Consider the following 22,202-nt stretch of genomic DNA (forward strand, 5'->3'; position numbering starts at 1 on the left):
AAACCAGATTATTACGGAGAATTTATTATGAATCATATTCACAGCACGCAAGCCAGACAAAGCGATTGGGCTTATTCACTTGACCACTTTGCCAACCAAGCAATTCGTTACTCAATTATTATTGTATTAGCATGGATTGGAGGCATGAAGTTTACAGGTTACGAAGCAGGCGCTATTGAAGGTTTAGTTGCATCAAGCCCACTAACTAGCTGGCTTTACCATGTTTTTAGCTTGCAAGGCGCCTCTAACCTGATTGGTTCAGTTGAAGTCGCTACCGCTCTGGCTCTATTACTTGCCCCTTACCACAGAGTATTTGCGCTAGTTGGCGCTGCCAGTGCCGCGATCACTTTCGCTGTAACCACGAGTTTCCTGTTCACGGCACCGGTAACCGAAGCGAGCCTCGGCGGTTTTCCAGCGATATCAGTCGTTCCAGGACAATTCCTATTAAAAGATATTGTGCTACTGTCTGCAGCCTTATCTCTGCTCGCAAAAGCCCTTCTACGCGATAACTAAACCCATCGAACCTAGAGAGCTACGGCCCTCTAGGTTCTAAATAGTGAATTCGCAAAAAAAAATAACATAAAACCTCTCTCACATTATCATTCGCAAATGACGTTACTTCCTTGTACTACTGACTCTTTTAGTGCTTTCAGACCGCCAATCTAACAAACTGGAGCATAGAAAAGATGGATGCTGGTTACTAAATATCCGGAATGGTTAATGTAGACCTTTATTTATCTAAATGTGCTTACTATTAAAGCAAACAGTAACTTTAGGGGTTTACAAGTGTTTCAAAGCTTTATATTATGCGCCCCACACGGAGAGATGGCTGAGTGGTTGAAAGCACCGGTCTTGAAAACCGGCATACGTTAATAGCGTATCTAGGGTTCAAATCCCTATCTCTCCGCCACATTTGAAAAGCCCGCTAAGCAATTAGCGGGCTTTTTTGCATTCAGGGGAAAACATCACACCGGTATCAAATCCCCCTAATACTACGACATATAAAACTGTCTTATATTCGATATTGAATATCATCCACACAAACTCTAAAAGAGTCTTTTGTTTTCATTTATCCCTATCTAAGCTAGGTTACAAACCCATATAAAAACACAATAAATTGTATGAAGTTTGGTATAACACGCCAGCACTTATTACAGATGAGAAAAATACATGCATGAAGAAATGATTGGCTTAACGCTTGCGGGCCTTGGTGTTCTTGGTCTTGGATGCCAGTGGCTAGCATGGAAGCTAAAACTTCCAGCCATCTTATTGCTATTAATAGCAGGGTTAACCATTGGTCCTTTTACTGGTCTGTTTGAACCGAACACACTTTTTGGTGATCTTTTATTCCCACTCATTTCCTTATCTGTAGCAGTAATTCTATTTGAAGGCAGTCTGACGCTGAACTTCAAAGAAATACGAGAAGTGAACAAAACGGTCCAAAGCATTGTGACACTGGGAGCTCTGGTCACTTGGGTAATTACTAGCTGCGCCACACATTATATTCTTGGCTTTGATTGGGCCTTAGCTTGGTTATTCGGCAGTATGACCGTGGTAACGGGGCCGACCGTTATTGTGCCGCTACTCAGAACTGTACAACCGAAAGCAAAACTGGCAAATATTCTCCGTTGGGAAGGGATTTTAATTGACCCAATCGGCGCTTTATTCGTCGTCATTGTGTACGAATTTATTGTATCAAGCAGTAAAATCCACAGTGTTGAAGTCTTTGGTATCATCATTGCTGTAGGCTTAATCCTGGGAGCGGTCGCTGGCCAGTTCATCGCCGTTGTGCTGCGAAGACACATGCTGCCAGAATATCTTCAACCTTTTGCTGTTTTAGCTGTGGTACTAGGTGTATTTGCAGGCTCTAATGCCATCGAATCAGAAGCCGGGCTTTTAGCCGTCACAGTGATGGGAATGTGGCTAGCGAATGCTAAAGACGTCAACATCCAACACATCCTCCACTTTAAAGAGAACCTGACTATTTTACTGATCTCAGGCTTATTTTTATTGCTTGCTTCTCGGATTACATTAGATGACTTCCATGCGCTAGGCTGGGCTGCCGCATTGCTCTTTGTTGTGATTCAATGCATTGCTCGCCCAGCTTCTATCTTTATTTCAACATTCCGCAGCCAACTGAGCTTCAAAGAGAAAGCCTTCCTAGCATGGGTCGCACCTAGAGGTATTGTCGCCGCTGCAATTTCTTCTCTTTTTGCCATTAAACTCACTCAAGCCAATGTCGACGGAGCACAACTATTGGTCCCCCTCACCTTCATGGTGATCATCGGCACCGTTGTTCTACAAAGTATTTCCGCAAGACCAATGGCTAAACTGCTCGATGTTGCAGAACCTTCGCCGCGTGGATTTATGATTGTAGGTGCCAACGATGTGGCAAGAACGGTTGGTTTAGCACTGCAAAAATACGATTGTAGAGTTGTGGTGACAGATTCAAACTGGGATTACATCAGCCAAGCGCGCATGTCTGGGCTTGAGACTTACTATGGTAACCCTGTGTCGAGCCATGCCGATGAATACCTTAACTTAATTGGTATCGGTAAAGTCATGGCAATGACACCAGACAAGCATTTAAATGTAATGGCAGGAATGCATTTCCTAAATGAGTTTGGTGAGCAGAGCGTTTACGGGCTGAATGGCAATAAAACAGGGAATGATAAACATATTGCAGCAGAGCAACACCATGGTCGAACCTTGTTTGCAGAATCCACCAGCTACAAAAAGTTAGCAAGCCTAATTAACCAGGGCGCAGAGATAAAGCACACAAAAATTAGTGATGCATTCAGTTTCGAGGATTATCAAAACCAGTATAAAAATGCACTCTTGCTACCGCTTTTTGTTGTTGATGCTCGTAATCAAGTTGCTCTGTTCAGCACAACTAAACAACCTGAGGTTAACGCTGGATCAACCATTGTCGCTTTGATCAAAGAAAACGAAAGCAAAGACGAGCTTCGTTAGTTAGAAAATCGAGTTTCTCTGTACGTTTGCTTCATCATCAACCTACAGCTGATTGACCTTTTCTTGAGCACCTTGGATATAACACCCAAGGTGCTCACTAAATTGATGACTCATCACTTGATTTACGATAAATAGCATGTCAGAGGGGAAAGTACGCAGCCCTGAAAGCTGATTTAAATCGACCCATTCAATACACTGAATGAACTCTTCATCATTCATCCCACTCAAGTTGCTCAGCGTAATCTCCCCCTGATAAGACTCAACATGATAAAAAAACTCAGCATTAAATCGCTCTAATGTCATTTCATGAAACTCACGCACAGCGATAAGCGATCCGACATCAATCTCTAATCCTGTTTCTTCTTTAAACTCTCTTTGTAAACACCGTTTGGTACTAATATCAGTTGCTTCAAACCCACCACCTGGAGGAATCCAGTATTCGCCAGAAAAATCTCTGACTTTCAAAAGCAGAATCTTGTTATTTTCAATCAAAATACCCGCAGCACGAATACGATGTTGCATCATAAATTCTCCACATTAAAAGCCGCCTCAATCAACTGCATATGGAGCGGAACCAACGCTCTGTGATCACTGCGATACCCTCCCCCGACAACACAAGCAATAGGAATTTCTTTCACCTTGGCAAGATTCAACATAAATTCATCACGAATGTAGATCCCCTGCTGTGATACGTTGAAATAACCTAATTCGTCATCAACATGAATATCTACGCCAGCATCATAAATGATGAGATCAGGTTGGTGGATATTGACTGCCATTTCAACAACAGAACGAAAGTGCGGTAAATATTCATCATCGGTAACAGCTTTTTGCAAAGCAATATCGAGATCAGAGTTCGGCTTTCTTGCCGGAAAGTTTTTTTCACAATGGAAAGATAAAGTCACAATGTCATCATTATCTGCGCACAACGTCGCAGTCCCATCTCCATGATGAACATCACTATCGACAATCAAGACCTTATCGACACCATCCATGCCCAATGCATGATTTGCCGCTAAAACCAAATCGTTAAATAAACAAAACCCACTACCAAAATCATAATGTGCATGGTGGTAACCACCACTTAGGTGAATCGCAACCCCATGTACTACAGCCAACTCTGCTGTTAAGCAGGTTCCGCCTGATGAGAGCAATGTTCGCTCAATCAAACGTTCACTCCACGGAAAACCAATTCGACGCATTTTTGCCGCAGGAAGTAACCCTAAACTCAGAGCATCGACGTACTTAGAACAATGCGTTTTAGATACCATATCGATTGTCAGTGGCAAAGGCTCAACAAAAGAGAAAGTATGACACCAAGCAGGGTTGTCTTTACTCGCTAAACAAATTTCGTCGTACAACAATCGGTACTTGTTTATTGGGTATCGATGCCCTTGAGGTAACGACAGTTGAGAATAAATGGGGTGGTAAATTAATGGGATCATGAAAAAACATTGCACATCTCAGTTATACGTATGTTATCAGCTTGCTAAACGATAGCAATTATGCCTTATTGATAATAATTATCATTTACATAACAATGCTATTATGACTCACTCTCGGTTTTTCCTAATTTTAGGTGTGTTAACCGGTAGCTTAGCCGCTATCGGCCTGTTTTCGACCATGTTTATCTCTTCTTGGCTGATGATTGACCTTGTAGTCTTGAATTAAGACAATAACGAAAACTTCACCAAGCGGGACTAGACTATGAGTACTGTCTTTATCACCGGAGCAAACCGAGGCATCGGCTTTAGCCTTGCCAAAATCTATCTAGCAAAAGGTTGGCAAGTTCATGCAACTTATCGAAGTAACACTCATGCTAACGAGCTGTTGAGCCTCATTGATCAGTACCCTAAACTACATTGCCATCAACTCGATATTACCAATTATAAAGAGGTAACAAAGCTTTCATCGCAGCTTCCTCAAATCGATTTATTGATTAACAACGCAGGATACTACGGTCCAAAAGGGTACGGTTTTGGTCATACCGATGTCGATGAATGGAGAAAAGTATTCGAAATCAACACCATTGCACCACTCAAACTGGTGGAGTCCTTCTGTGAAAATATGCGAAATAGTCAGATAAAGAAGATTGCTTGTTTGTCTTCAAAAGTCGGTAGCATGACCGAGAATACTTCTGGTGGGGGCTATATTTATCGCTCTTCAAAAGCGGCTTTAAACTCTGTGGTTAAGAGCTTAAGTAACGATCTTACACCTCAGGGCTTCACGGTTTTAGCCCTTCACCCTGGCTGGGTACAAACTGAGATGGGTGGGCCAAATGCATTAATCGATACTGAAACGTCTGCGAGCGGTTTAATAAAAGTCATAGATAACGCGACAATCCAACACTCCGGTGAGTTCTTGAATTATGAAGGCCAGATGATTCCTTGGTAGTCTCAAGCTTGCCTCGTTAGTGTGTCGTAATTTCGGTACTTTCTGTTGATATAACGTTAACTTGATTGAAATTAGAACATTTTGTTGCAAATTGGATCATGCACATTATCTAGTTACATAAGGAGAACAATAATGTCCGCAGATAAAGATCTCGTTAATTTCAGCGAAGAACACGAGCTAAACTACTGCCTGAGAACAGCAGAAAAACGTCAAACTCAAGCAAACCGTGATACATTAATTGAGCTAGGTAAAAAAGTGAAAGAGAAGCTGGATAAACGCGTTCTTTCACCACAAGAAGTGATTGCTGCCATCAAAGAAAATTCGGCTGACTTCGAATAATGATATTAAGCCAGCCAATTATTTGGCTGGCTCAAACCCAAACTACTTCTTTGAACTTCCTTTTCTCGCATAAGTCCGTTTTTTCTTTTTGAATGCAGGCCGTTCTACTTTTGGCAAGTATCGCAATGACTCCGGTACAGGGCTTGTTTTGACTTGTTGCATCAAAGTCGTAATTCTTTCATGAAGCGCTTGCATAAATGGCTGATACGCATGGTTTCTCTCAGCCATGCCTTGAAGTTGGTGCTCCCAATGTGCTGTCATATCAGGATACGTCGACTCTGTTGGCAAAGCATGAATTAATCCTCGCCCGGCTTCGCTACTCAAAATACTTTTCCCTTGTCGCTTCAGTAACTGGCGCTTAAACAAGGTGTCCAGAATACCTGCTCGTGTCGCTTCCGTGCCCAAGCCATCCGTTTCTCTGAGGATTTTTTTCAGCTCTTTATCTGCCACAAAACGAGCGATCCCCGTCATCGCTTGTAATAATGTCGCCTCAGTAAAATGCTTTGGTGGTTCTGTTTTTCGGTCTTTAATTTCACCTTCACGGCACGTTAACACTGTGCCGTCAGCAAGAGGAGGAACAGTGTCAACACCAGTATCTTCGTCATCCACCTTTCCCATCAGTTCTTTCCATCCCGCCGACACTAGTTGTCGCCCTTTCGCAATGAATGTACCGCCAGCAATATCAAACACTAACTTAGCTTCAGCATAAACCGCAGGCGGATAGAACTGCATTAAATACTGCTTAGCGATCTGTTGATAGATTTTCATCTCATTGCCAGATAAGCCATTCATCGCCGCTTTTTTTGGAGTCGGAATGATCGCATGGTGCGCGTCCACTTTTTTGTCGTTCCAAGCTTTCGATTTAAGCGTTAAATTCGTGCCATTAACTGCACCGCTTAGCTCTTTCGTGTTATTGCTAATGGCATCACACACACTTGCCGCTTGGCTATAATGCTCTAATGGTAAATAGCGACAATCTGAGCGTGGGTAAGTGATCAATTTGTGTTTTTCATACAATGCCTGACATGTATCCAATACTTGTTGGGCACTCATGCCAAAACGTTTAGCGGCATCAATTTGCAATGCAGAGAGGGAATAAGGTAACGGCGCAGACTGTTTTGTTTGTTTTTGCTCTGACTCCACTACTTTCGCAGGCTGGTTGGCAATCCGACTGGCAACATTTTCCACCAGTTTTCGATTGAGTATCCGCCCTTCTTCATCTTGCCAAGGCTTACACGCCTCGCTTGGTTTCCATCGTGCGCGAATGTCAAAAGATGAACTTCCATCTTGATAAGGGATCAGCGCATGAAGTGTGAAATAATCTTTGGGGATAAAATTTTCTATTTCTTCATCACGACGAACCACCAGCCCCAAAACGGGTGTTTGGACTCGTCCAACCGACAACACGCCTTGATAGCCCGCTTTTTGCCCAAGTAAGGTATAGGCACGAGACATATTCATACCATACAGCCAATCAGCACGAGAGCGTGCTAATGCCGAAACGGAGAGTGGAATAAAATCACGATTGCTGCGCATTTGCGTTAGTGCACGTTTTACCGCAGGTAGGTTAAGATCGCTGATCAGGAGCCTTTGAGTGGCTTCTTTTTTGGTTTTGCTGACTTTGCAATAATCCAACACCTCATCAACCAGCAATTGTCCTTCTCGGTCAGGGTCTCCCGCATGAATGATTTGTGAACTCTCTTTTAAGAGCTTGCGAACCACGGTGAGCTGCTTACTGGCGGATTTTCTCGGACGAAGCTGCCACTGTTCTGGAACAATAGGCAAGTCAGCCATATTCCACTTTTTGTATCTCTCGTCATAAGCGTCTGGTTCAACTTGTTCTAGCAAGTGACCAATGCACCAAGTAACCACATCACCGTTACCACAGCGTATGAATCCTTGATCGTTTTTCTTTGGCCCAGAAAGTGCAGCAGCAATCGCGCGGCCAAGGCTTGGTTTTTCGGCAATAAACAGACGAGACATAAACAAGTGGTTATACAGAAACAATAAGGGCCACATTATCGAATGTGGCCCTTAGAAATCAAGAAAAACTGTAAATTTAAACAGTATTATTCTTCATCAGATGCTGTGCGAGCTGCCGCTTCTTTGATTAATGGTTGAAGCTCACCTTTTTGGAACATTTCGATGATGATGTCACAACCACCAATTAGCTCACCTTCAACCCATAGTTGTGGGAAAGTAGGCCATTGTGCGTATGCCGGTAGCTCTGCACGAATATCCGGGTTTTGAAGAATATCAACGTAAGCAAATTTTTCGCCACATGCCATTAGGGCTTGCGCCGCTTGAGAAGAGAAACCGCAGCTAGGAAGTTTTGGTGAACCTTTCATGTACAAAAGGATCGAGTTCTCTGCGATTTGCTGTTTGATTTTATCAATAGTTTCCATTGCTTCCTCTTAATGGAGTTACTGCAAGTATCCCGACATATTAAACCATTCAGCAAAAATAAAAAAACTTAGATTCTGTATGGTTTTATGCCATAAAGAAATTTCATATATAAAATTACATTTCTATCTTTTAATAAAGTAAAAACTTGCTAAACTGTAGCGCAAGTCAGTCAAATTGACAGTGCTGGGCCAGAAAGCCGAGCATCAAATAATAACATTTGGAAGCAATCGGAAAGAGTCCAACTCTTTCATACATAATGGAGAATCGAGCAATGGCATTTGAACTACCAGCTCTTCCTTACGCGAAAGACGCACTAGAACCACACATCTCAGCTGAAACTCTAGATTTCCACCACGGCAAGCACCACAACACTTACGTTGTGAAGCTAAATGGCCTGATCCCTGGCACTGAGTTCGAAGGCAAAACACTAGAAGAGATCATCAAAACTTCGACTGGTGGTGTATTCAACAACGCAGCTCAAATTTGGAACCACACGTTCTACTGGCACTGCCTAGCACCAAATGCAGGCGGTGAACCAACAGGCGCAGTTGCAGACGCTATCAACGCAGCATTCGGTTCTTTCGAAGAGTTCAAAGCGAAGTTCACTGATTCTGCAATCAACAACTTCGGTTCTTCATGGACTTGGCTAGTTAAGAAGGCTGACGGTTCTCTAGACATCGTGAACACTTCTAACGCAGCAACGCCACTAACAGAAGAAGGTACTACTCCACTTCTAACTGTTGACCTTTGGGAACACGCTTACTACATCGATTACCGTAACGTTCGTCCAGATTACATGAATGGTTTCTGGGCACTTGTTAACTGGGACTTCGTTGCAGAAAACCTAGCGAAATAATTCCCTCTCCTTTAGGATTTGGATTTAGTCGATTAAAAAGCCAGCACTTAGCTGGCTTTTCTCTTTTCTATCGGGTATTTAATCTCAAGTTCCTCATCACTGTGTCGATACATAGGCATCAAGCGAGGAAACATGCAAACTCAGATTCATACTCTAGATAAAGCCAGCATCATTAGCGAACTTCAGTTCGGCAACGGTATCAACCACGCCGTGCATGAAGGACGCCGTGCTGATTTTTCTCTGATTATGTCGATGTTTTCTGATGACGTTCGTGACAATACCCCCGTCGAATTAGTTGATGAGCAGGAAACTACTGAGCAGCTATTACGAAAACGTTTCGAGCTACAACCACCACAGCAACTCCGTTCAGATCAACAGTCATACCCAGTTTCCGCTAAGCAAGCTGAACTGTTCCACAACAGCGGTTTACCCGGCGCAAAACTTCACCATTATTTGGCACCTGAAGTACTCGCATACATGCCAGAAGAAACGTTTGATCTCCCCGAAGAAGTTTATCACAACCTGTCTGGTCACCAACGTCGCCACCTAGCAGAGAAAGAGCCTCGTACTGTTATTCCCGCAGATTTATACAATCAACTAGTAAGTGCACAACGTAGCTTCCATATTCAAGCTCAGGCCTGATATTCGTCTCATTTCTTCATACTTATTCAATTGCAAATCGAGTTTATGTGAATAAGTGCAAATAATTGCATTAATTCGCAGTTCATACACAAGTTATTTGAGCTTATTCACACCTAAAACACAGCTATTCAACCATGATATGTGGACATATTGAGGACAGGGAAGAAACGCGAGAGGATGCTATGGACATAAAAAAAGCCGTAATATTAATAACTTCCGCGGGTTCACTGTTAGGTGGCACTCTCGCGATGCATTTTGCTTCACTCGGAGCCAAAGTCGTCCTATGTGATAAAAGCTCAAGCCAGCTAAAAATGAATTTTGAACGCTGCCGAAGTGTCTCTGAAGAGGTATATCAATACGCCATCAAAGATTATTCGTTGCAATCGATTCATCAGTTGTTCGAATTTATCGATCGAGAATTGCAGCATTCACCGGACGTACTTATCAACAGTCTCACCGCAAATCCGATGCCGCGAATTCTTGATCACAACACTGAATCCGCTTTAGCCTTTACCCTAAAACTTTCGAATATGGCCAGCACTCTGTTCACCTTTGGTCAGGCAACAGCTGAAAGGATGCGATTGGAGAAAAAGCAAGGTGTAATAGTGAATGTGATCTCCCATGAGGATTATCACGATCTTTCAGGGTTTGATAACGCAACATCAATGGTTGCAGGCTTTACTCAAAGCTGGGCTAAGGAACTCACTCCTTTCAACATTCGTGTTGGTGGCGTGATCCCTTCCCTTAACTTGCAAGATGAAGAGGTTAAGTGGGCAGAAATTCAAGATGAACTGATCCGTAATACAGAGTACATCGTTTCCAATGACTATTTTAGCGGCCGGGTGATGGCCGCATAAATCACGAAATCAGATTTTAGAGGCGACGAAGTAATGACATTGATGCCTCTTCAATTAAATCGAGCACCAATTCAAATCCCTGATCTCCACCATAATATGGGTCAGGGATTTCTTCATAATCTGACGCGGCATGAGAAAGAAACAGAGATAACTTGTGTTGCAAGTGTGATGGGCAATCTGCTTTAAGATCGTCTAAGTTGGTACGATCTGCCGCTAAAATAAAATCAAACTCTTCAAAATCCTGTGGAACAACTTGCCTTGAACGAATTCCTTTAAAAGAATAACCCCTTAACTCACCAGCAGCTTTAGAACGCGGATCAGGTGGATTGCCTGCGTGATAACCGATGGTTCCAGCCGAATCGATTTCTACATCGATACCGAGTTCTTTCGCTTTTGCACGTAACACAGCCTCGCCTGTCGGTGAGCGGCAAATATTGCCCATGCATACCACCAATATCTTTTTCATCTTTTATCCCTGATTAATAGAAGGTTTTTGACCACACTGACTTCGGGTATCATAAAGCCATCTGTTCAAAGATGAAAAGGATTTACCGTGACGGAACAACAGCATAAAGATGAAAGGCATAAGGCTAGGCAGCAAAAAGTCAAAGAGAAAGTTGACGAGAAAATTGCAGCAGCTCAGGAAGAAAAAGGCCTACTTTTAGTCATTACTGGCAATGGTAAAGGCAAATCAACCTCTGGGTTTGGTACTGTTGCTCGCGCCGTTGGTCACGGGCTTAAATGCTCTGTCGCTCAGTTTATCAAGGGGACATGGGATAACGGTGAACGGAACTTACTTGAGAAACTAGGTGTTGAGTTCCAAGTGATGGCGACTGGGTTTACGTGGGAAACACAAAACCGCGATGCCGACACTGAAGCCGCACAAAAAGTCTGGCAGGAATGTAAACGCATGCTTCAAGATGACTCTATCGATGTGGTTTTGTTTGATGAGCTGACCTACATGGTGAGCTACGATTATATCGATCTTGATGAAGTGGTTAATGCCCTGAATGCACGTCCTAAGATGCAATCTGTCGTGATTACTGGCCGAGCGGCTCATCGCACGCTGATCGAAATGGCCGACACGGTTTCTGAAGTGCGTAATGTTAAACATGCTTTTGAATCTGGCGTTAAGGCCCTAAAGGGTGTTGACTGGTAAAACTCGGCTTCAACAAGCAATAAAAAAGCTGGCTCTCACGCCAGCTTTTTTTAGTTTCATTCAAACGAATAAGACTTAGGCTAGTTAAATAACCCCTTGATTAAGCTATTTACAGCTTCTTTCGTCTTCTCATCTTTGATCTTTTCACCCAATTTTTCATCGAGTTTTTTAAGACCACGATCAATCTCTTTTTCTGCTTTTTGCTTTAACACATCATCCAAGACTAATTTGAACTTCGGCTGTGCCCACTGACCAGACACATTGATTGGGATAGTAATGTCACGTAATTCATCAATGTCTTTACCTCCCTGCCCTTCTAGAGAACCTACAATCGAGGTACTGATAGTGAAGTCAACCGTTTCATTAATGTAGTTGGCGCTGCCCTTACCTCGAATACGCAGTAGAGGCGATTGCATGTTCAGATTGTCTGTCGAGACGTTCCCTTTATTCAGTTTCAACGTCGCTGTCATTGCACTGAAATCGGTCTTCTGAACACCTTGTTTATCATCCAGCGACTTGCCTTTGATCTTGGCATAGTTTTCACGAATCATCTGCGCAACGTTGATACCATGCACCGCACCATCTGCGAAATTAATCGCAATCGTTCCTACTAGGTTTTTCTTAATACCCGTTGGCGTTAAGCTGCGACCTTGAACATCAACATCAATGTTACCAGTACCTTCCAGCTTGTCGTTGTCAGCCACATCTTTGAGTAGTGGCAAAACCTGCACACCTTTGATGCGTTTTTTGGCTGTGTAAGACGCAGGAGACTTACGTGCATCGAGTCTGGCATTCGCGCTGATTGAACCTTGATACAAGTTAGAGGTAAATGACTTCAGCTCTGCAATACCACGATTAACCGAGAAGCTAGCCTTCACATTTTGCATCTTCGCGTTATTCGCTTTGAACTTATCGATGGCGATATCACCCATAACATCTAACGTTTTCAATGCAGAAAGGTCTGGTTCAACTTCTTGAGCTGGTTTTTTAGGTGATGTTTGAACGGTTTTAGACTCACCTGATTCAGAGTTCGCTTCAGTTGCTTTACTTTCTTGCGCTTGACCTAAACCTAGGAATTCATCCAAATCAATATTCGGACTGTGCAGTGAAAAGCGAACCTTTGGAATCTCTGCCAGTGTAATATCAGCTTTACCATCCAGTGCAATTGCGTTTGCTGTCAGTTTTTCCAACACAAAACTCAAATGGCTTTTGTTCAAATCAAACGTAAGATCTGACGCCATATCCACCTTCATTGGTGACTGAGGTAGAGTATCACCGACCAATTGCCCATCCAGTGTTAATGTATTAATTGCAACTTTAGAGATTGCCTTATCAACGTTCAGTTTCGCCGCACCTTTGATATCAATATCTAAGCCCGACGCCTGACCTTTCACGGCATAGCTTAATGAATTAGCTTTATCGAACTCGAAGGTATCCAGCGTAATGGCCGCACTATCAATTCGAGTTGTGGGATCAGCAAAGGTGGTATCCAATTCGATATTACGCAAAGTGTATTCCTGCATCCCTTTTGCCAATTTAAACTCGGCTTGACCGGAAGCAGTGAATGTTTGTTGATTGTTGTTACCTTTGACTAAGAATTCCGCCTTCGTCCACTGACCAAAAGCAAACTCAGACAAAGACAAAGAAACATCTTCCAGCTTAGTAAAGCTACCAGCCTGCTTGTCTTGCAGTTCAAGCAGTGCATTACTTACCGTGATACCTGCAAGGTTAATTGTCCAATCGGAAGCCGCTGAAGCACCGCCTTCTGATTGCGGATTTGCAGCAGCTTCAGTTTGGGTTTCAGCAGCAGGCTCTGGTTGCGTAGATTGAGCTTGAGTTAATACATCAATATTTCGACGCCCATCTTTCAATGTTTCAAGGTAAAACTCTGCGCCGTTTAGTGTCACGTTGCCGATTTCCAACGCTTTACTCAGCAATGGAGTAACAGAAACATCAATTCCAACCGAGTCGACTTTAAATAGATTTGGTTGGCTGAACCCTTGCGGATTCTTCAGTTCGGTTTTACCAAGCTCGAAACCAATCGATGGGAAGAATTGCCAGCTGATATCGCCTTCAATGACAAGATCGAGCCCAGTTTGTTTTTTCGCTTGTTCAACAATCAGCGGTTTAAATTGATTTGGGTTAACAAGCAAGACCAGTGCTAGCAGAGCAGCAATAATTGCAACTACTGGCACGGCAATGAAAAGGAATAATTTCTTCATTTCGCATTATCCTTGCTGAATATGGAACCTATTAATTAAAGTAGCGCCCCAAAAAAAGAAAGTGGCACTTAAAGTGCCACTTATCTATGAAAAAATAAAGTTTTGCGGTCTTAATATAAATTAAGCTTTCAGAAGTTTTGCAATGTGAGCTTTTAGTACATCAATCGCAATACGGTTTTTGCCACCACGAGGAACAATGATGTCTGCATACTGTTTAGACGGCTCAATAAATTGCATAAACATTGGGCGAACCGTTTCTTGATACTGTTTCAGAACTGACTCCATGGTGCGGCCACGCTCTTCTACGTCGCGTTTCACACGGCGAAGCAGACAAATATCCAGCGGTGTATCCATAAATACAGTCGCATGCATCAAATCGCGAAGACGAGGATCGGTTAGCAGAAGAATACCTTCTAGGATGATCACCTTCTTAGGCGTCAATGTTGATGTATTTTCTGTACGGGTGTGCTCAGAGTAACTGTATTCAGGGACCTCAACAGCTTCACCTTTTACTAATTGCTCTAGATGTTGGCAAAGCAAATCATGGTCTAGTGCGCTCGGGTGATCGTAGTTGGTTTTTACACGCTCTTCCATGCTCAGGTGGCTTTGGTCGTTGTAGTAGCAATCTTCAGTAATGACACCAATTTGGTGATCGCCTACTTTTTCACGAAGTTCGTTATAGATAGTACTCGCGATAAGGCTTTTTCCAGAAGCTGATGCGCCAGCAATACCGACGATGACGCATTGATTATTATCAGACATTATTCTTGCACCCGATGATTAAGAATGGTGATGGCTAAGGGTTTGCAGGCACAAAACTTGGCCTAATGGTTCTGAGCAAACCCCAAATAAACCGCCTGATTATAGGGAGTTCATCCCACAGATACCAGCCGCAATCAGATTAAAATGCCACGTTTTTTGCAATTGGAATAACCAAACAAAATGCAAACGTTTTCGTTGCATAAAACGTTATTGCACCATGGTAAATAAAATCGATTCTGGTTTCGCTTTTCCTTGCCAGTAGAGCCGACTGCACACATTCTGAGCCAATTCGAGATACTGTTTCGCATGCTCAGATTCCGGCCTCGATGCCACCGTTGGTTTACCGCAATCAATATCTTCACGCATGGCAATATGCAATGGAATTTGTGCAAGTAAGGATAAACCATAATCTGCGGCCATTTTTTCAGCGCCGCCAGCCCCAAAAATATGCTCTTTTTCGCCGCAATGACTGCATATATGATAGCTCATATTTTCGACCACTCCGACAACTGGCACATCCACCTTGGCAAACATCGCCGCTCCTTTACGTGCATCCGCCAACGCTAGATCTTGTGGTGTTGTTACAATGACCGCTCCCGCCACTGGAATTTGCTGGGCAAGAGTCAGTTGGATATCTCCCGTTCCGGGCGGCATATCAATAACTAGATAGTCCAGTCCGGGCCAATCCGTTTCGTTGATCAGCTGTGATAGTGCCTTTGATGCCATTGGACCACGCCAAATGGCCGCTTCATCTTTAGAAACCAGATAGCCAATAGAATGCGTATAGATCCCATGAGCCTCAACTGGCTGCATCCACTTATTATCGCGAACCTCTGGAGTGGCTTGAGTTTGCCCCATCATTAACGGAACTGAAGGTCCATAGATATCGGCATCCAACAGCCCAACTTTTGCCCCCGATGCAGCAATCGCTAACGCCAAATTCACTGACGTCGTTGACTTACCAACACCACCTTTTGCCGAAGTGACTGCAATGATGTTTTTTACCCCTTTAACCGTCGTTGCAACATGGCTTTCTAACGCTTTAGGTAAAACTGAAATTTGAAATGAGAACGGAGCAACCTCCCCTTTTTGCTGGGCGACTTCAATCCATGTGGATAAAACTTGCACTAATGTATTTGCTGCAAAAGGGAGTTCAATCTTAAATTGATTGGCTTCCACCGAAACAATATTCGCAACCGATGCCCACTCAGGTGCTAAATTTGGGTGCTCGAATTGATTTAACCAATCACAAAAATCTTGCTTTGAATTGAATTGACGCATAGGTCCTCCTTATGCACCTAATCGTAACACTCCACCTAGGGATACTGAACCCTGAAAAAACTAAGGTAATCCTTACTTTGACACCTTGGAGTCACTGGTGGGATAAGGTAGTATTACTCTCTATTTTTTTATACACCTCAAGAAGCGAATATTAAGTATGGCAAACGATCCACGCAAATTACTGGTAACTTGTGCCCTTCCGTACGCTAACGGTTCGATTCACCTAGGTCACATGCTTGAGCACATTCAAGCAGATATCTGGGTTCGCTACCAACGCCTACGTGGCAACACTGTAAACTTCATCTGTGCTGACGATGCTCACGGCACGCCAATCATGCTAAAAGCACAACAGATGGGAATTACGCCAGAAGAGATGATCGCTGCAGTAAGTGAAGAGCACCAAAAAGACTTCGCTGGCTTCGATATTAGCTTCGACAACTATCACAGCACACACTCTGAAGAGAACCGTGAGCTGGCTTCGCACATCTACCTAGAGCTTAAGAAAAACGGTTTTATCTCTAGCCGTACCATTTCTCAGCTGTTTGACCCAGAAAAAGAGATGTTCCTACCGGATCGTTTCGTTAAAGGGACTTGTCCTAAGTGTAAGTCAGAAGACCAATACGGTGATAACTGTGATAACTGTGGTGAGACTTACAGCCCGACTGAACTGATTGAACCTAAATCAGCGGTATCTGGCGCAACACCAGTAATGAAAGACTCTGAACACTTCTTCTTCGACCTGCCTCAGTTTGAAAGCATGCTAAAAGAGTGGACTCGTTCAGGTTCACTGCAAGCTGAAACAGCAAACAAGATGCAAGAGTGGTTTGAGTCTGGCTTACAGCAGTGGGATATCTCACGTGATGCACCTTATTTTGGCTTTGAGATCCCTGGTGAGAAAGACAAGTTCTTTTACGTATGGCTAGACGCACCGATTGGCTACATGGGTTCATTCAAGAACCTATGTAACAAGACTGAAGGTCTAGACTTCGATGAGTATTGGAAAAAAGACAGCACAACTGAGCTTTACCACTTCATCGGTAAAGACATTGTGTACTTCCACTCTCTATTCTGGCCTGCAATGCTTGAAGGCAGCGGTTTCCGTAAGCCAAACAACGTATTCGTACACGGCTACGTAACAGTAAACGGCGCGAAGATGTCTAAGTCGAAAGGCACATTCATCAAAGCAGCGACGTATCTAAATCACCTAGATCCAGAGTGCCTACGTTACTACTACGCTGCTAAGCTAAACAGCCGTATCGATGATCTTGATCTTAACCTTGAAGACTTCACTCAGCGCGTGAACGCTGACGTAGTAAACAAGATTGTCAACCTAGCATCTCGTAACGCAGGCTTCATCACGAAGCGTTTTGAAGGCAAGCTATCTGCTAACTTTGCAGAGCCTGAGCTATACGCCGAATTCGCAGCAGCAGCTGACCGTATCGCAGAGCTATACGAAACTCGTGAGTTCGGCCGAGCAATCCGTGAGATCACAGCACTAGCTGACAAAGCAAACCAATATGTTGATGAAAAAGCACCTTGGGTTGTGGCGAAAGAAGAAGGTAAAGACCAAGAGCTACAAGACATTTGCTCTGTGGGTATCAACCTATTCCGCGTGCTGATGACTTACCTGAAACCGGTAATGCCAGAGCTAGCAGCACGTACTGAAGCCTTCCTAAACCAAGAACTAACTTGGGAAGATGTTGCTGCACCACTAACTGGTCACGAGATCACTAAGTTCAAAGCGCTGTTTAACCGCATCGATCCTAAGAAGGTTGAAGCGATGGTTGAAGCCTCTAAAGAAGACGCAGCAGCAGAAGTTGCGGCGAAAGAAGCGGCAGAAGCAGCAAAGAACAAAGCAAGCCAAACGGAACTGGATAAAGATCCAATTGCAGAAGAAATTGAATTTGACGCTTTCGCTGCAGTAGATATGCGTATCGCACGTATCATCTCTTGTGAAGAAGTGCCAAAAGCAAACAAACTGCTTAAGTTCCAACTCGACATCGGCGGCGAAACTCGTCAGGTATTCTCTGGCATCAAGTCAGCGTACAAACCAGAAGAGTTAGAAGGCAAGCTAACCGTAATGGTAGCAAACCTGAAACCGCGTAAGATGAAGTTTGGTATGTCTGAAGGCATGATCCTAGCTGCGGGCCCTGGTGGCAGCGACCTATGGATTCTTGAGCCACACGAAGGCGCACAACCAGGTATGCGCGTAATGTAAGCAAGGCTTAGCCTTCTACAATACGACCGACTTGATCCCCGAAGCAGGAATGCTTCGGGGATTTTTACTTCTGTTGAAATTACCGACTCTCTGCTAGAGTCACCTCCAAAATCGACTATCAACCTATACGCCGACGAACGGTTCTTCGGCGCACTCCCTTACTAGGATCCCTTGTGACTAATAACGAAATCTTACGCCGCATCCAGCACTCACTAAATTTGAAAAACACTCAAATCATGAAGGCTTTTGAGCAAGCAGAGACCACAGTAGCGCCGAACCAAGTTAATGACTGGCTAAAAGCAGATTCGGATAAGTCTATAACTAAAATGAAAGATAAAGAGCTGGCACTGTTTCTGAACGGTTTTATTAATTTAAAGCGTGGTAAGAAGGAAGGCGAACAGCCAAAACCCGAACAAAAGCTTACCAATAACATGATTTTCATGAAGTTACGTATTGCACTGAACATGAAAGCGGAAGATGTATTGGACGTGCTTGAACTGATGGGGGTGAGTCTGAGCAAGTATGAGGTTGGTGCATATTTCCGTAAACCAAACAATAAAAATTACAAAGCGTGTGACGATCAACTGCTGTGCGACTTCTTAAACGGTGTGCAATTTACTAATCGTCCTGATTCAGAAGAGTTTGTGGCATAACGAAGTCTTTCATCCAAATACGAAAAAACCTCAATCTGGTCAGCCATGATTGAGGTTTTTTCTATTAGATAGCGCCGACTAGCGCCCTACCCTCAAAGCATTTTACGAGCCGCTTCTACCACCACTTTGATTGAGCGTGCTTCAGTCTCTTTTAGTGTTGAATGATCTGGGATCTCTTTTTGCGTGCGGTTGATAATAACACCAGCCACACAGCCCGCTTTTAGACCAGAGCTTGCACACATAGTAAGAAGAGTTGCAGACTCCATTTCGAAGTTCAGTACGCCCATGTCTTGCCATTCTTGCATAGAACCTTGGAAACGCTTCACAACGCGGCCAGAAAAAGTATCGTAACGCTCTTGGCCTGGGTAGAAGGTATCACTTGAAGCCGTAACACCCATATGAACAGTTGCACCAGATTCTTCTACTGCTGCTTTCATTGCAGTAGCAACATCAAAATCAGCCACTGCTGGGAATTCCATTGGAGCAAAGTGTAGGCTTGCACCATCTAGGCGAACAGAACCTGTCGATACAATCATATCACCCACATTCACGTGTGGCTGGATTGCACCGGTTGTACCAACACGTAAGAAAGTACGAACACCAAGCTGTGCTAACTCTTCAACAGCAATTGACGTAGAAGGGCCACCGATACCAGTAGAACACACAACAACAGGTTTGCCTTCAAGCTCAGCACGATAAAGCGTGTATTCACGATGGCTTGCTAGAAAAACGGGATTTTCCATTTCTTCCGCAATTTTCTGAACACGCGCAGGATCGCCCGGGATGATCGCCAATGTAGCACCAGCAAGATCGGCTTCTGTTACACCAAGGTGGAAAACAGCTTGAGACATAAGGAAACTCTCCATTATTGTGGCGAACTGATACAGTTTTTATTCACTCTCTGTATGGTTTCGCTCTTAAGATTCATAGGGTACAGACATACTCTAACGAACCTACACAGAATAAAGAGTGATTAAGATCTCACTCAGAGCAGCAATAATTCATCGCATTTCAAATAAAAACGGTTTACATCACACTTTATCGCAAAGAGTGCGTATTCATTACATATGAAACGAGGTAGCCAGAGTACGAAGACTCTGGCTAGATTTGGGGAGGTTAAGTTCTGTTGCAATTAATCATTTCGAGATTTGAATTGGAGCAAGCGAAGTGCATTGAGCGTCACCAAAGCAGTTGCCCCGCTGTCGGCTAATACTGCAACCCACAAACCTGTGATCCCAAGCAAGCTGGTCACAAGAAAGACACCTTTAAGGCCAAGTGCTAACGTGACATTCTGCCGAATAATAGAGAGTGTTGCGCGAGATAGCTCGATCATCGCAGGCAACTCCACCAGCCGGTTGTGAGTAATAGCGGCGTCGGCTGTTTCCAAAGCCACATCCGTACCACCCCCCATGGCAATCCCGATACTTGATGCTTTCATTGCTGGAGCATCATTGATACCGTCTCCAACCATCGCGACATAAGAATCACTGGACAGTTGCTCTACATAGCGGACTTTATCTTCAGGCAACAAACCTGCTTTAAAATCGATACCAATTGCAGAGCTCATCGCGCGAGCACTTCTTGGGTTATCTCCCGTCAGCATAATCGACTGAATACCTAATTGCTTGAGAGCATTTACAGCATTGGCAGAATCTTCACGTAGCGTATCTTGCCATGCAATAAGTCCGATGACCTCACTATCCGCTTTGATCACAAGAACAACCGTTTTCCCCTGTTCTTCAAGAGTCTCAACACTCTTAATCAAGGCGGCTGATAAATCAAAATCAATTTTGCTTGGAGCCAGAATTCGGTACAAGACACCATCGACTTTACCAGACACACCACTTCCAACAAGCGCTTGTTTTTCAGTAGCCTCTGGAATATCGATACCAGCAGATTGTACTCGTTTCACCAAAGAAACGGCCAAAGGATGACTAGAGCCCATTTCAATCGCAGCACTTACTCTTAAAACTTCATCAACTTCTAGCTCACCTTGTGACAAGACGTCCGTCACCTGTGGTTTACCTTTGGTTAATGTTCCCGTTTTATCAAATGCAATTGCTTCAATTTTGCCAAGTTGTTCTAAGGCTGCTCCACCTTTAATCAACGCACCTCTTTTTGCTGCAGTGGCTAAACCTGACGTAATTGCCGCAGGTGTTGAAATCACCAAGGCGCAAGGACACGCAATCAATAAGAGGGCTAAACCACGATAAATCCATGTTTCCCATGGCTGAGCGTAAAGTAACGGGGGAACAACAATCACAGCTAACGCAACCAGCATCATCAATGGCGTATACCAACGACTGAACTTATCTAAGAAACGTTCTAGTGGCGCTTTACGGGATTCCGCTTCCTCAATTAGGTGCAAAATGCGATCGATTGCGTTCTCACCTTGCTTTGAAGTGATGGTCAATCGCACGACTTTATCGACAACGACAGCACCAGCCATAACTGACTCACCTTCATAACGCTCTACAGGAATCGATTCGCCAGTCAGTGCACTTTCATCAAAACTCGCTAATGCATCATGTAATTTGCCATCTGCTGGCATGCGACTTCCTGGTGATACTTCAATAATATCGTCAGGTGACAATTCACTTACGGCCACTTCAACACGTTGTCCATCGATGATCTTAGTCGCCTTTTCAGGAACCAGCTCCATCAACGCTTGCACGCCGCTTCGCGCTCTTGATGCAGCAAAAGCTTCTAGCTGCTCACCGATAAGAAATAGCAACAATACCATTGCCGCTTCAACGGTTTCACCAAGATACAAAGCACCAATAGCTGCAACACTCATCAAGGTCTCAATCGCAAATGGCGTGCCTGATTTCGCTAATGCAATAGCTTTTTTACCTATCGGATAGAGGCCTGCTAAACAGGTAAAAATGAACAACCATTCGCTAACTTGGGGAAGACTGGGTTTTAAAATAGCGGCAATTGCCATCGCTGAGGCAATAGAAAGAATATTGGCATTTTGCTTAATGAAATGACGCCAACCCTTTGGTTGAACCGTTTTCTTTCTTTGGGAAGTGGTTGTAAAAGTGAAACCAGTATCGACAATTGTTTGCTCAACAGCATTCGCTACATCGACATGATTCGATTTAATCACCAGTTTTTCTGTTGCGAAAAGTACTTTTGCTTCAAGAACGCCTTCAACTTTGTTAACTGCGGTTTCAATTTTTCTCGCGCAAGATGGGCAATCCATCCCCACGACAATCCAACTGTAAGTAAACGATGCACTAGAAGAACTTAAGGAGTCGCTTTCCTCATCGGCTGGGTCAGTACTCGTTCCGCACGCCGATGATGAACAGCAACCCGAGCTTGCTGGCTCTGTTCCTGCCATCTGGATAGAACTGATTTTCGGGCTCGAACATGAGCCATGTTGAGATGGATTCAATGTCACTTTATCAGAGCGACATGCTTCGTGTTTAGTACACATT

General features: G+C 43.8%; 20 protein-coding genes and 1 tRNA gene. 11 read left to right on the forward strand and 10 right to left on the reverse strand.

Going from position 1 to position 22,202, the window contains the following annotated elements; all coding sequences use genetic code 11:
* Positions 1-27 precede the first annotated feature (27 nt).
* From ACQEXS_RS03570 to ACQEXS_RS03580, 3 genes are all read left to right on the forward strand, one after another.
* A complete protein-coding gene (locus ACQEXS_RS03570; RefSeq protein WP_427012864.1) occupies positions 28-513 on the forward strand; it encodes a YkgB family protein in 486 nt (161 codons plus the stop codon).
* 306 nt (positions 514-819) lie between these two features.
* Positions 820-910 (forward strand) — tRNA-Ser (locus tag ACQEXS_RS03575).
* A 260-nt stretch (positions 911-1,170) separates the two neighbouring features.
* Positions 1,171-2,973: a cation:proton antiporter gene (locus ACQEXS_RS03580; RefSeq protein WP_427012865.1), complete on the forward strand. Its 1,803-nt coding sequence runs from the start codon at positions 1,171-1,173 to the stop codon at positions 2,971-2,973.
* A 42-nt stretch (positions 2,974-3,015) separates the two neighbouring features.
* Here ACQEXS_RS03580 and ACQEXS_RS03585 read toward each other — a convergent pair whose 3' ends face one another.
* Both ACQEXS_RS03585 and ACQEXS_RS03590 read right to left on the reverse strand, forming a co-directional pair.
* Complete coding sequence (locus ACQEXS_RS03585) at positions 3,016-3,498, reverse strand: NUDIX domain-containing protein (protein WP_427012866.1); 483 nt, start codon at positions 3,496-3,498, stop codon at positions 3,016-3,018.
* Positions 3,495-4,418 (reverse strand): histone deacetylase family protein, encoded by a 924-nt coding sequence (locus tag ACQEXS_RS03590; RefSeq protein ID WP_427012867.1) that lies wholly within the window; start codon positions 4,416-4,418, stop codon positions 3,495-3,497. The genes ACQEXS_RS03585 and ACQEXS_RS03590 overlap by 4 nt, the downstream gene beginning before the upstream one ends.
* Before the next feature lie 262 nt (positions 4,419-4,680).
* Here ACQEXS_RS03590 and ACQEXS_RS03595 point away from each other — a divergent pair, with 262 nt between their 5' ends.
* Complete coding sequence (locus ACQEXS_RS03595; protein ID WP_427012868.1) at positions 4,681-5,367, forward strand: SDR family oxidoreductase; 687 nt, start codon at positions 4,681-4,683, stop codon at positions 5,365-5,367.
* A 132-nt stretch (positions 5,368-5,499) separates the two neighbouring features.
* Complete coding sequence (locus ACQEXS_RS03600; RefSeq protein WP_427012869.1) at positions 5,500-5,706, forward strand: hypothetical protein; 207 nt, start codon at positions 5,500-5,502, stop codon at positions 5,704-5,706.
* A 42-nt stretch (positions 5,707-5,748) separates the two neighbouring features.
* Here the strand turns inward: ACQEXS_RS03600 and ACQEXS_RS03605 are convergent, their stop codons facing one another.
* A complete protein-coding gene (locus ACQEXS_RS03605; protein ID WP_427012870.1) occupies positions 5,749-7,689 on the reverse strand; it encodes a DNA topoisomerase III in 1,941 nt (646 codons plus the stop codon).
* Positions 7,690-7,775: 86 nt separating this feature from the next.
* Positions 7,776-8,111 carry a Grx4 family monothiol glutaredoxin gene (locus ACQEXS_RS03610; protein WP_367986991.1) on the reverse strand — a complete coding sequence of 112 codons (336 nt, stop codon included), beginning with the start codon at positions 8,109-8,111 and terminating at the stop codon, positions 7,776-7,778.
* 272 nt (positions 8,112-8,383) lie between these two features.
* On the opposite strand from ACQEXS_RS03610, the gene sodB reads away from it, so the two are divergent.
* The 3 genes from sodB (at position 8,384) to ACQEXS_RS03625 (ending at position 10,467) form a co-directional block, all read left to right on the forward strand.
* Positions 8,384-8,968, forward strand: a complete 585-nt coding sequence (sodB, locus tag ACQEXS_RS03615) for a superoxide dismutase [Fe] (protein WP_006962979.1) — start codon at positions 8,384-8,386, stop codon at positions 8,966-8,968.
* A gap of 132 nt (positions 8,969-9,100) precedes the next feature.
* Positions 9,101-9,610, forward strand: a complete 510-nt coding sequence (locus ACQEXS_RS03620) for a VC2046/SO_2500 family protein (protein WP_427012871.1) — start codon at positions 9,101-9,103, stop codon at positions 9,608-9,610.
* A gap of 182 nt (positions 9,611-9,792) precedes the next feature.
* Positions 9,793-10,467, forward strand: coding sequence for an SDR family oxidoreductase (locus tag ACQEXS_RS03625; protein ID WP_427012872.1), 675 nt, complete (start codon positions 9,793-9,795; stop codon positions 10,465-10,467).
* A 16-nt stretch (positions 10,468-10,483) separates the two neighbouring features.
* Here ACQEXS_RS03625 and ACQEXS_RS03630 read toward each other — a convergent pair whose 3' ends face one another.
* A complete protein-coding gene (locus ACQEXS_RS03630; RefSeq protein WP_427012873.1) occupies positions 10,484-10,933 on the reverse strand; it encodes a low molecular weight protein-tyrosine-phosphatase in 450 nt (149 codons plus the stop codon).
* A gap of 87 nt (positions 10,934-11,020) precedes the next feature.
* Between ACQEXS_RS03630 and cobO the strand changes: the two genes are divergently transcribed.
* Positions 11,021-11,626: a cob(I)yrinic acid a,c-diamide adenosyltransferase gene (gene cobO / locus ACQEXS_RS03635; RefSeq protein WP_427012874.1), complete on the forward strand. Its 606-nt coding sequence runs from the start codon at positions 11,021-11,023 to the stop codon at positions 11,624-11,626.
* Between the two features lie 80 nt (positions 11,627-11,706).
* Here the strand turns inward: cobO and ACQEXS_RS03640 are convergent, their stop codons facing one another.
* The 3 genes from ACQEXS_RS03640 to apbC all read right to left on the reverse strand — a co-directional run bounded on the left by ACQEXS_RS03640 (position 11,707) and on the right by apbC (position 15,891).
* Positions 11,707-13,848: an AsmA family protein gene (locus ACQEXS_RS03640; protein WP_427012875.1), complete on the reverse strand. Its 2,142-nt coding sequence runs from the start codon at positions 13,846-13,848 to the stop codon at positions 11,707-11,709.
* Between the two features lie 120 nt (positions 13,849-13,968).
* Positions 13,969-14,610: a uridine kinase gene (gene udk / locus ACQEXS_RS03645; RefSeq protein WP_367986999.1), complete on the reverse strand. Its 642-nt coding sequence runs from the start codon at positions 14,608-14,610 to the stop codon at positions 13,969-13,971.
* A gap of 207 nt (positions 14,611-14,817) precedes the next feature.
* Positions 14,818-15,891 carry an iron-sulfur cluster carrier protein ApbC gene (apbC, locus tag ACQEXS_RS03650; RefSeq protein WP_427012876.1) on the reverse strand — a complete coding sequence of 358 codons (1,074 nt, stop codon included), beginning with the start codon at positions 15,889-15,891 and terminating at the stop codon, positions 14,818-14,820.
* A gap of 157 nt (positions 15,892-16,048) precedes the next feature.
* Here apbC and metG point away from each other — a divergent pair, with 157 nt between their 5' ends.
* Positions 16,049-18,109 (forward strand): methionine--tRNA ligase, encoded by a 2,061-nt coding sequence (metG, locus tag ACQEXS_RS03655; RefSeq protein WP_427012877.1) that lies wholly within the window; start codon positions 16,049-16,051, stop codon positions 18,107-18,109.
* A gap of 173 nt (positions 18,110-18,282) precedes the next feature.
* The gene (locus ACQEXS_RS03660) at positions 18,283-18,762 is read left to right on the forward strand and encodes a DUF1456 family protein (RefSeq protein WP_427012878.1); all 480 of its coding nucleotides are present in this window, start codon (positions 18,283-18,285) and stop codon (positions 18,760-18,762) included.
* Between the two features lie 92 nt (positions 18,763-18,854).
* Here ACQEXS_RS03660 and udp read toward each other — a convergent pair whose 3' ends face one another.
* On the reverse strand, positions 18,855-19,613 hold the full coding sequence (gene udp, locus ACQEXS_RS03665) for a uridine phosphorylase (RefSeq protein WP_367987003.1): 759 nt from the start codon (positions 19,611-19,613) through the stop codon (positions 18,855-18,857).
* Between the two features lie 281 nt (positions 19,614-19,894).
* A complete protein-coding gene (locus tag ACQEXS_RS03670; RefSeq protein WP_427012879.1) occupies positions 19,895-22,201 on the reverse strand; it encodes a zinc/cadmium/mercury/lead-transporting ATPase in 2,307 nt (768 codons plus the stop codon).
* Position 22,202 lies beyond the last annotated feature (1 nt).

The organism is Vibrio sp. TRT 17S01 (assembly GCF_050113695.1).
Lineage (GTDB): Bacteria > Pseudomonadota > Gammaproteobacteria > Enterobacterales > Vibrionaceae > Vibrio.

Excerpts from the sequence above, each read along its gene's own strand:
- ACQEXS_RS03570 (WP_427012864.1), top strand. The coding sequence starts at position 28 with ATGAATCATATTCACAGCACGCAAGCCAGACAAAGCGATTGGGCTTAT.
- ACQEXS_RS03580 (WP_427012865.1), top strand. The coding sequence starts at position 1,171 with ATGCATGAAGAAATGATTGGCTTAACGCTTGCGGGCCTTGGTGTTCTT.
- ACQEXS_RS03585 (WP_427012866.1), bottom strand. The coding sequence starts at position 3,498 with ATGATGCAACATCGTATTCGTGCTGCGGGTATTTTGATTGAAAATAAC.
- ACQEXS_RS03590 (WP_427012867.1), bottom strand. The coding sequence starts at position 4,418 with ATGATCCCATTAATTTACCACCCCATTTATTCTCAACTGTCGTTACCT.
- ACQEXS_RS03595 (WP_427012868.1), top strand. The coding sequence starts at position 4,681 with ATGAGTACTGTCTTTATCACCGGAGCAAACCGAGGCATCGGCTTTAGC.
- ACQEXS_RS03600 (WP_427012869.1), top strand. The coding sequence starts at position 5,500 with ATGTCCGCAGATAAAGATCTCGTTAATTTCAGCGAAGAACACGAGCTA.
- ACQEXS_RS03605 (WP_427012870.1), bottom strand. The coding sequence starts at position 7,689 with ATGTCTCGTCTGTTTATTGCCGAAAAACCAAGCCTTGGCCGCGCGATT.
- ACQEXS_RS03610 (WP_367986991.1), bottom strand. The coding sequence starts at position 8,111 with ATGGAAACTATTGATAAAATCAAACAGCAAATCGCAGAGAACTCGATC.
- sodB (WP_006962979.1), top strand. The coding sequence starts at position 8,384 with ATGGCATTTGAACTACCAGCTCTTCCTTACGCGAAAGACGCACTAGAA.
- ACQEXS_RS03620 (WP_427012871.1), top strand. The coding sequence starts at position 9,101 with ATGCAAACTCAGATTCATACTCTAGATAAAGCCAGCATCATTAGCGAA.
- ACQEXS_RS03625 (WP_427012872.1), top strand. The coding sequence starts at position 9,793 with ATGGACATAAAAAAAGCCGTAATATTAATAACTTCCGCGGGTTCACTG.
- ACQEXS_RS03630 (WP_427012873.1), bottom strand. The coding sequence starts at position 10,933 with ATGAAAAAGATATTGGTGGTATGCATGGGCAATATTTGCCGCTCACCG.
- ACQEXS_RS03640 (WP_427012875.1), bottom strand. The coding sequence starts at position 13,848 with ATGAAGAAATTATTCCTTTTCATTGCCGTGCCAGTAGTTGCAATTATT.
- udk (WP_367986999.1), bottom strand. The coding sequence starts at position 14,610 with ATGTCTGATAATAATCAATGCGTCATCGTCGGTATTGCTGGCGCATCA.
- apbC (WP_427012876.1), bottom strand. The coding sequence starts at position 15,891 with ATGCGTCAATTCAATTCAAAGCAAGATTTTTGTGATTGGTTAAATCAA.
- metG (WP_427012877.1), top strand. The coding sequence starts at position 16,049 with ATGGCAAACGATCCACGCAAATTACTGGTAACTTGTGCCCTTCCGTAC.
- udp (WP_367987003.1), bottom strand. The coding sequence starts at position 19,613 with ATGTCTCAAGCTGTTTTCCACCTTGGTGTAACAGAAGCCGATCTTGCT.
- ACQEXS_RS03670 (WP_427012879.1), bottom strand. The coding sequence starts at position 22,201 with ATGTGTACTAAACACGAAGCATGTCGCTCTGATAAAGTGACATTGAAT.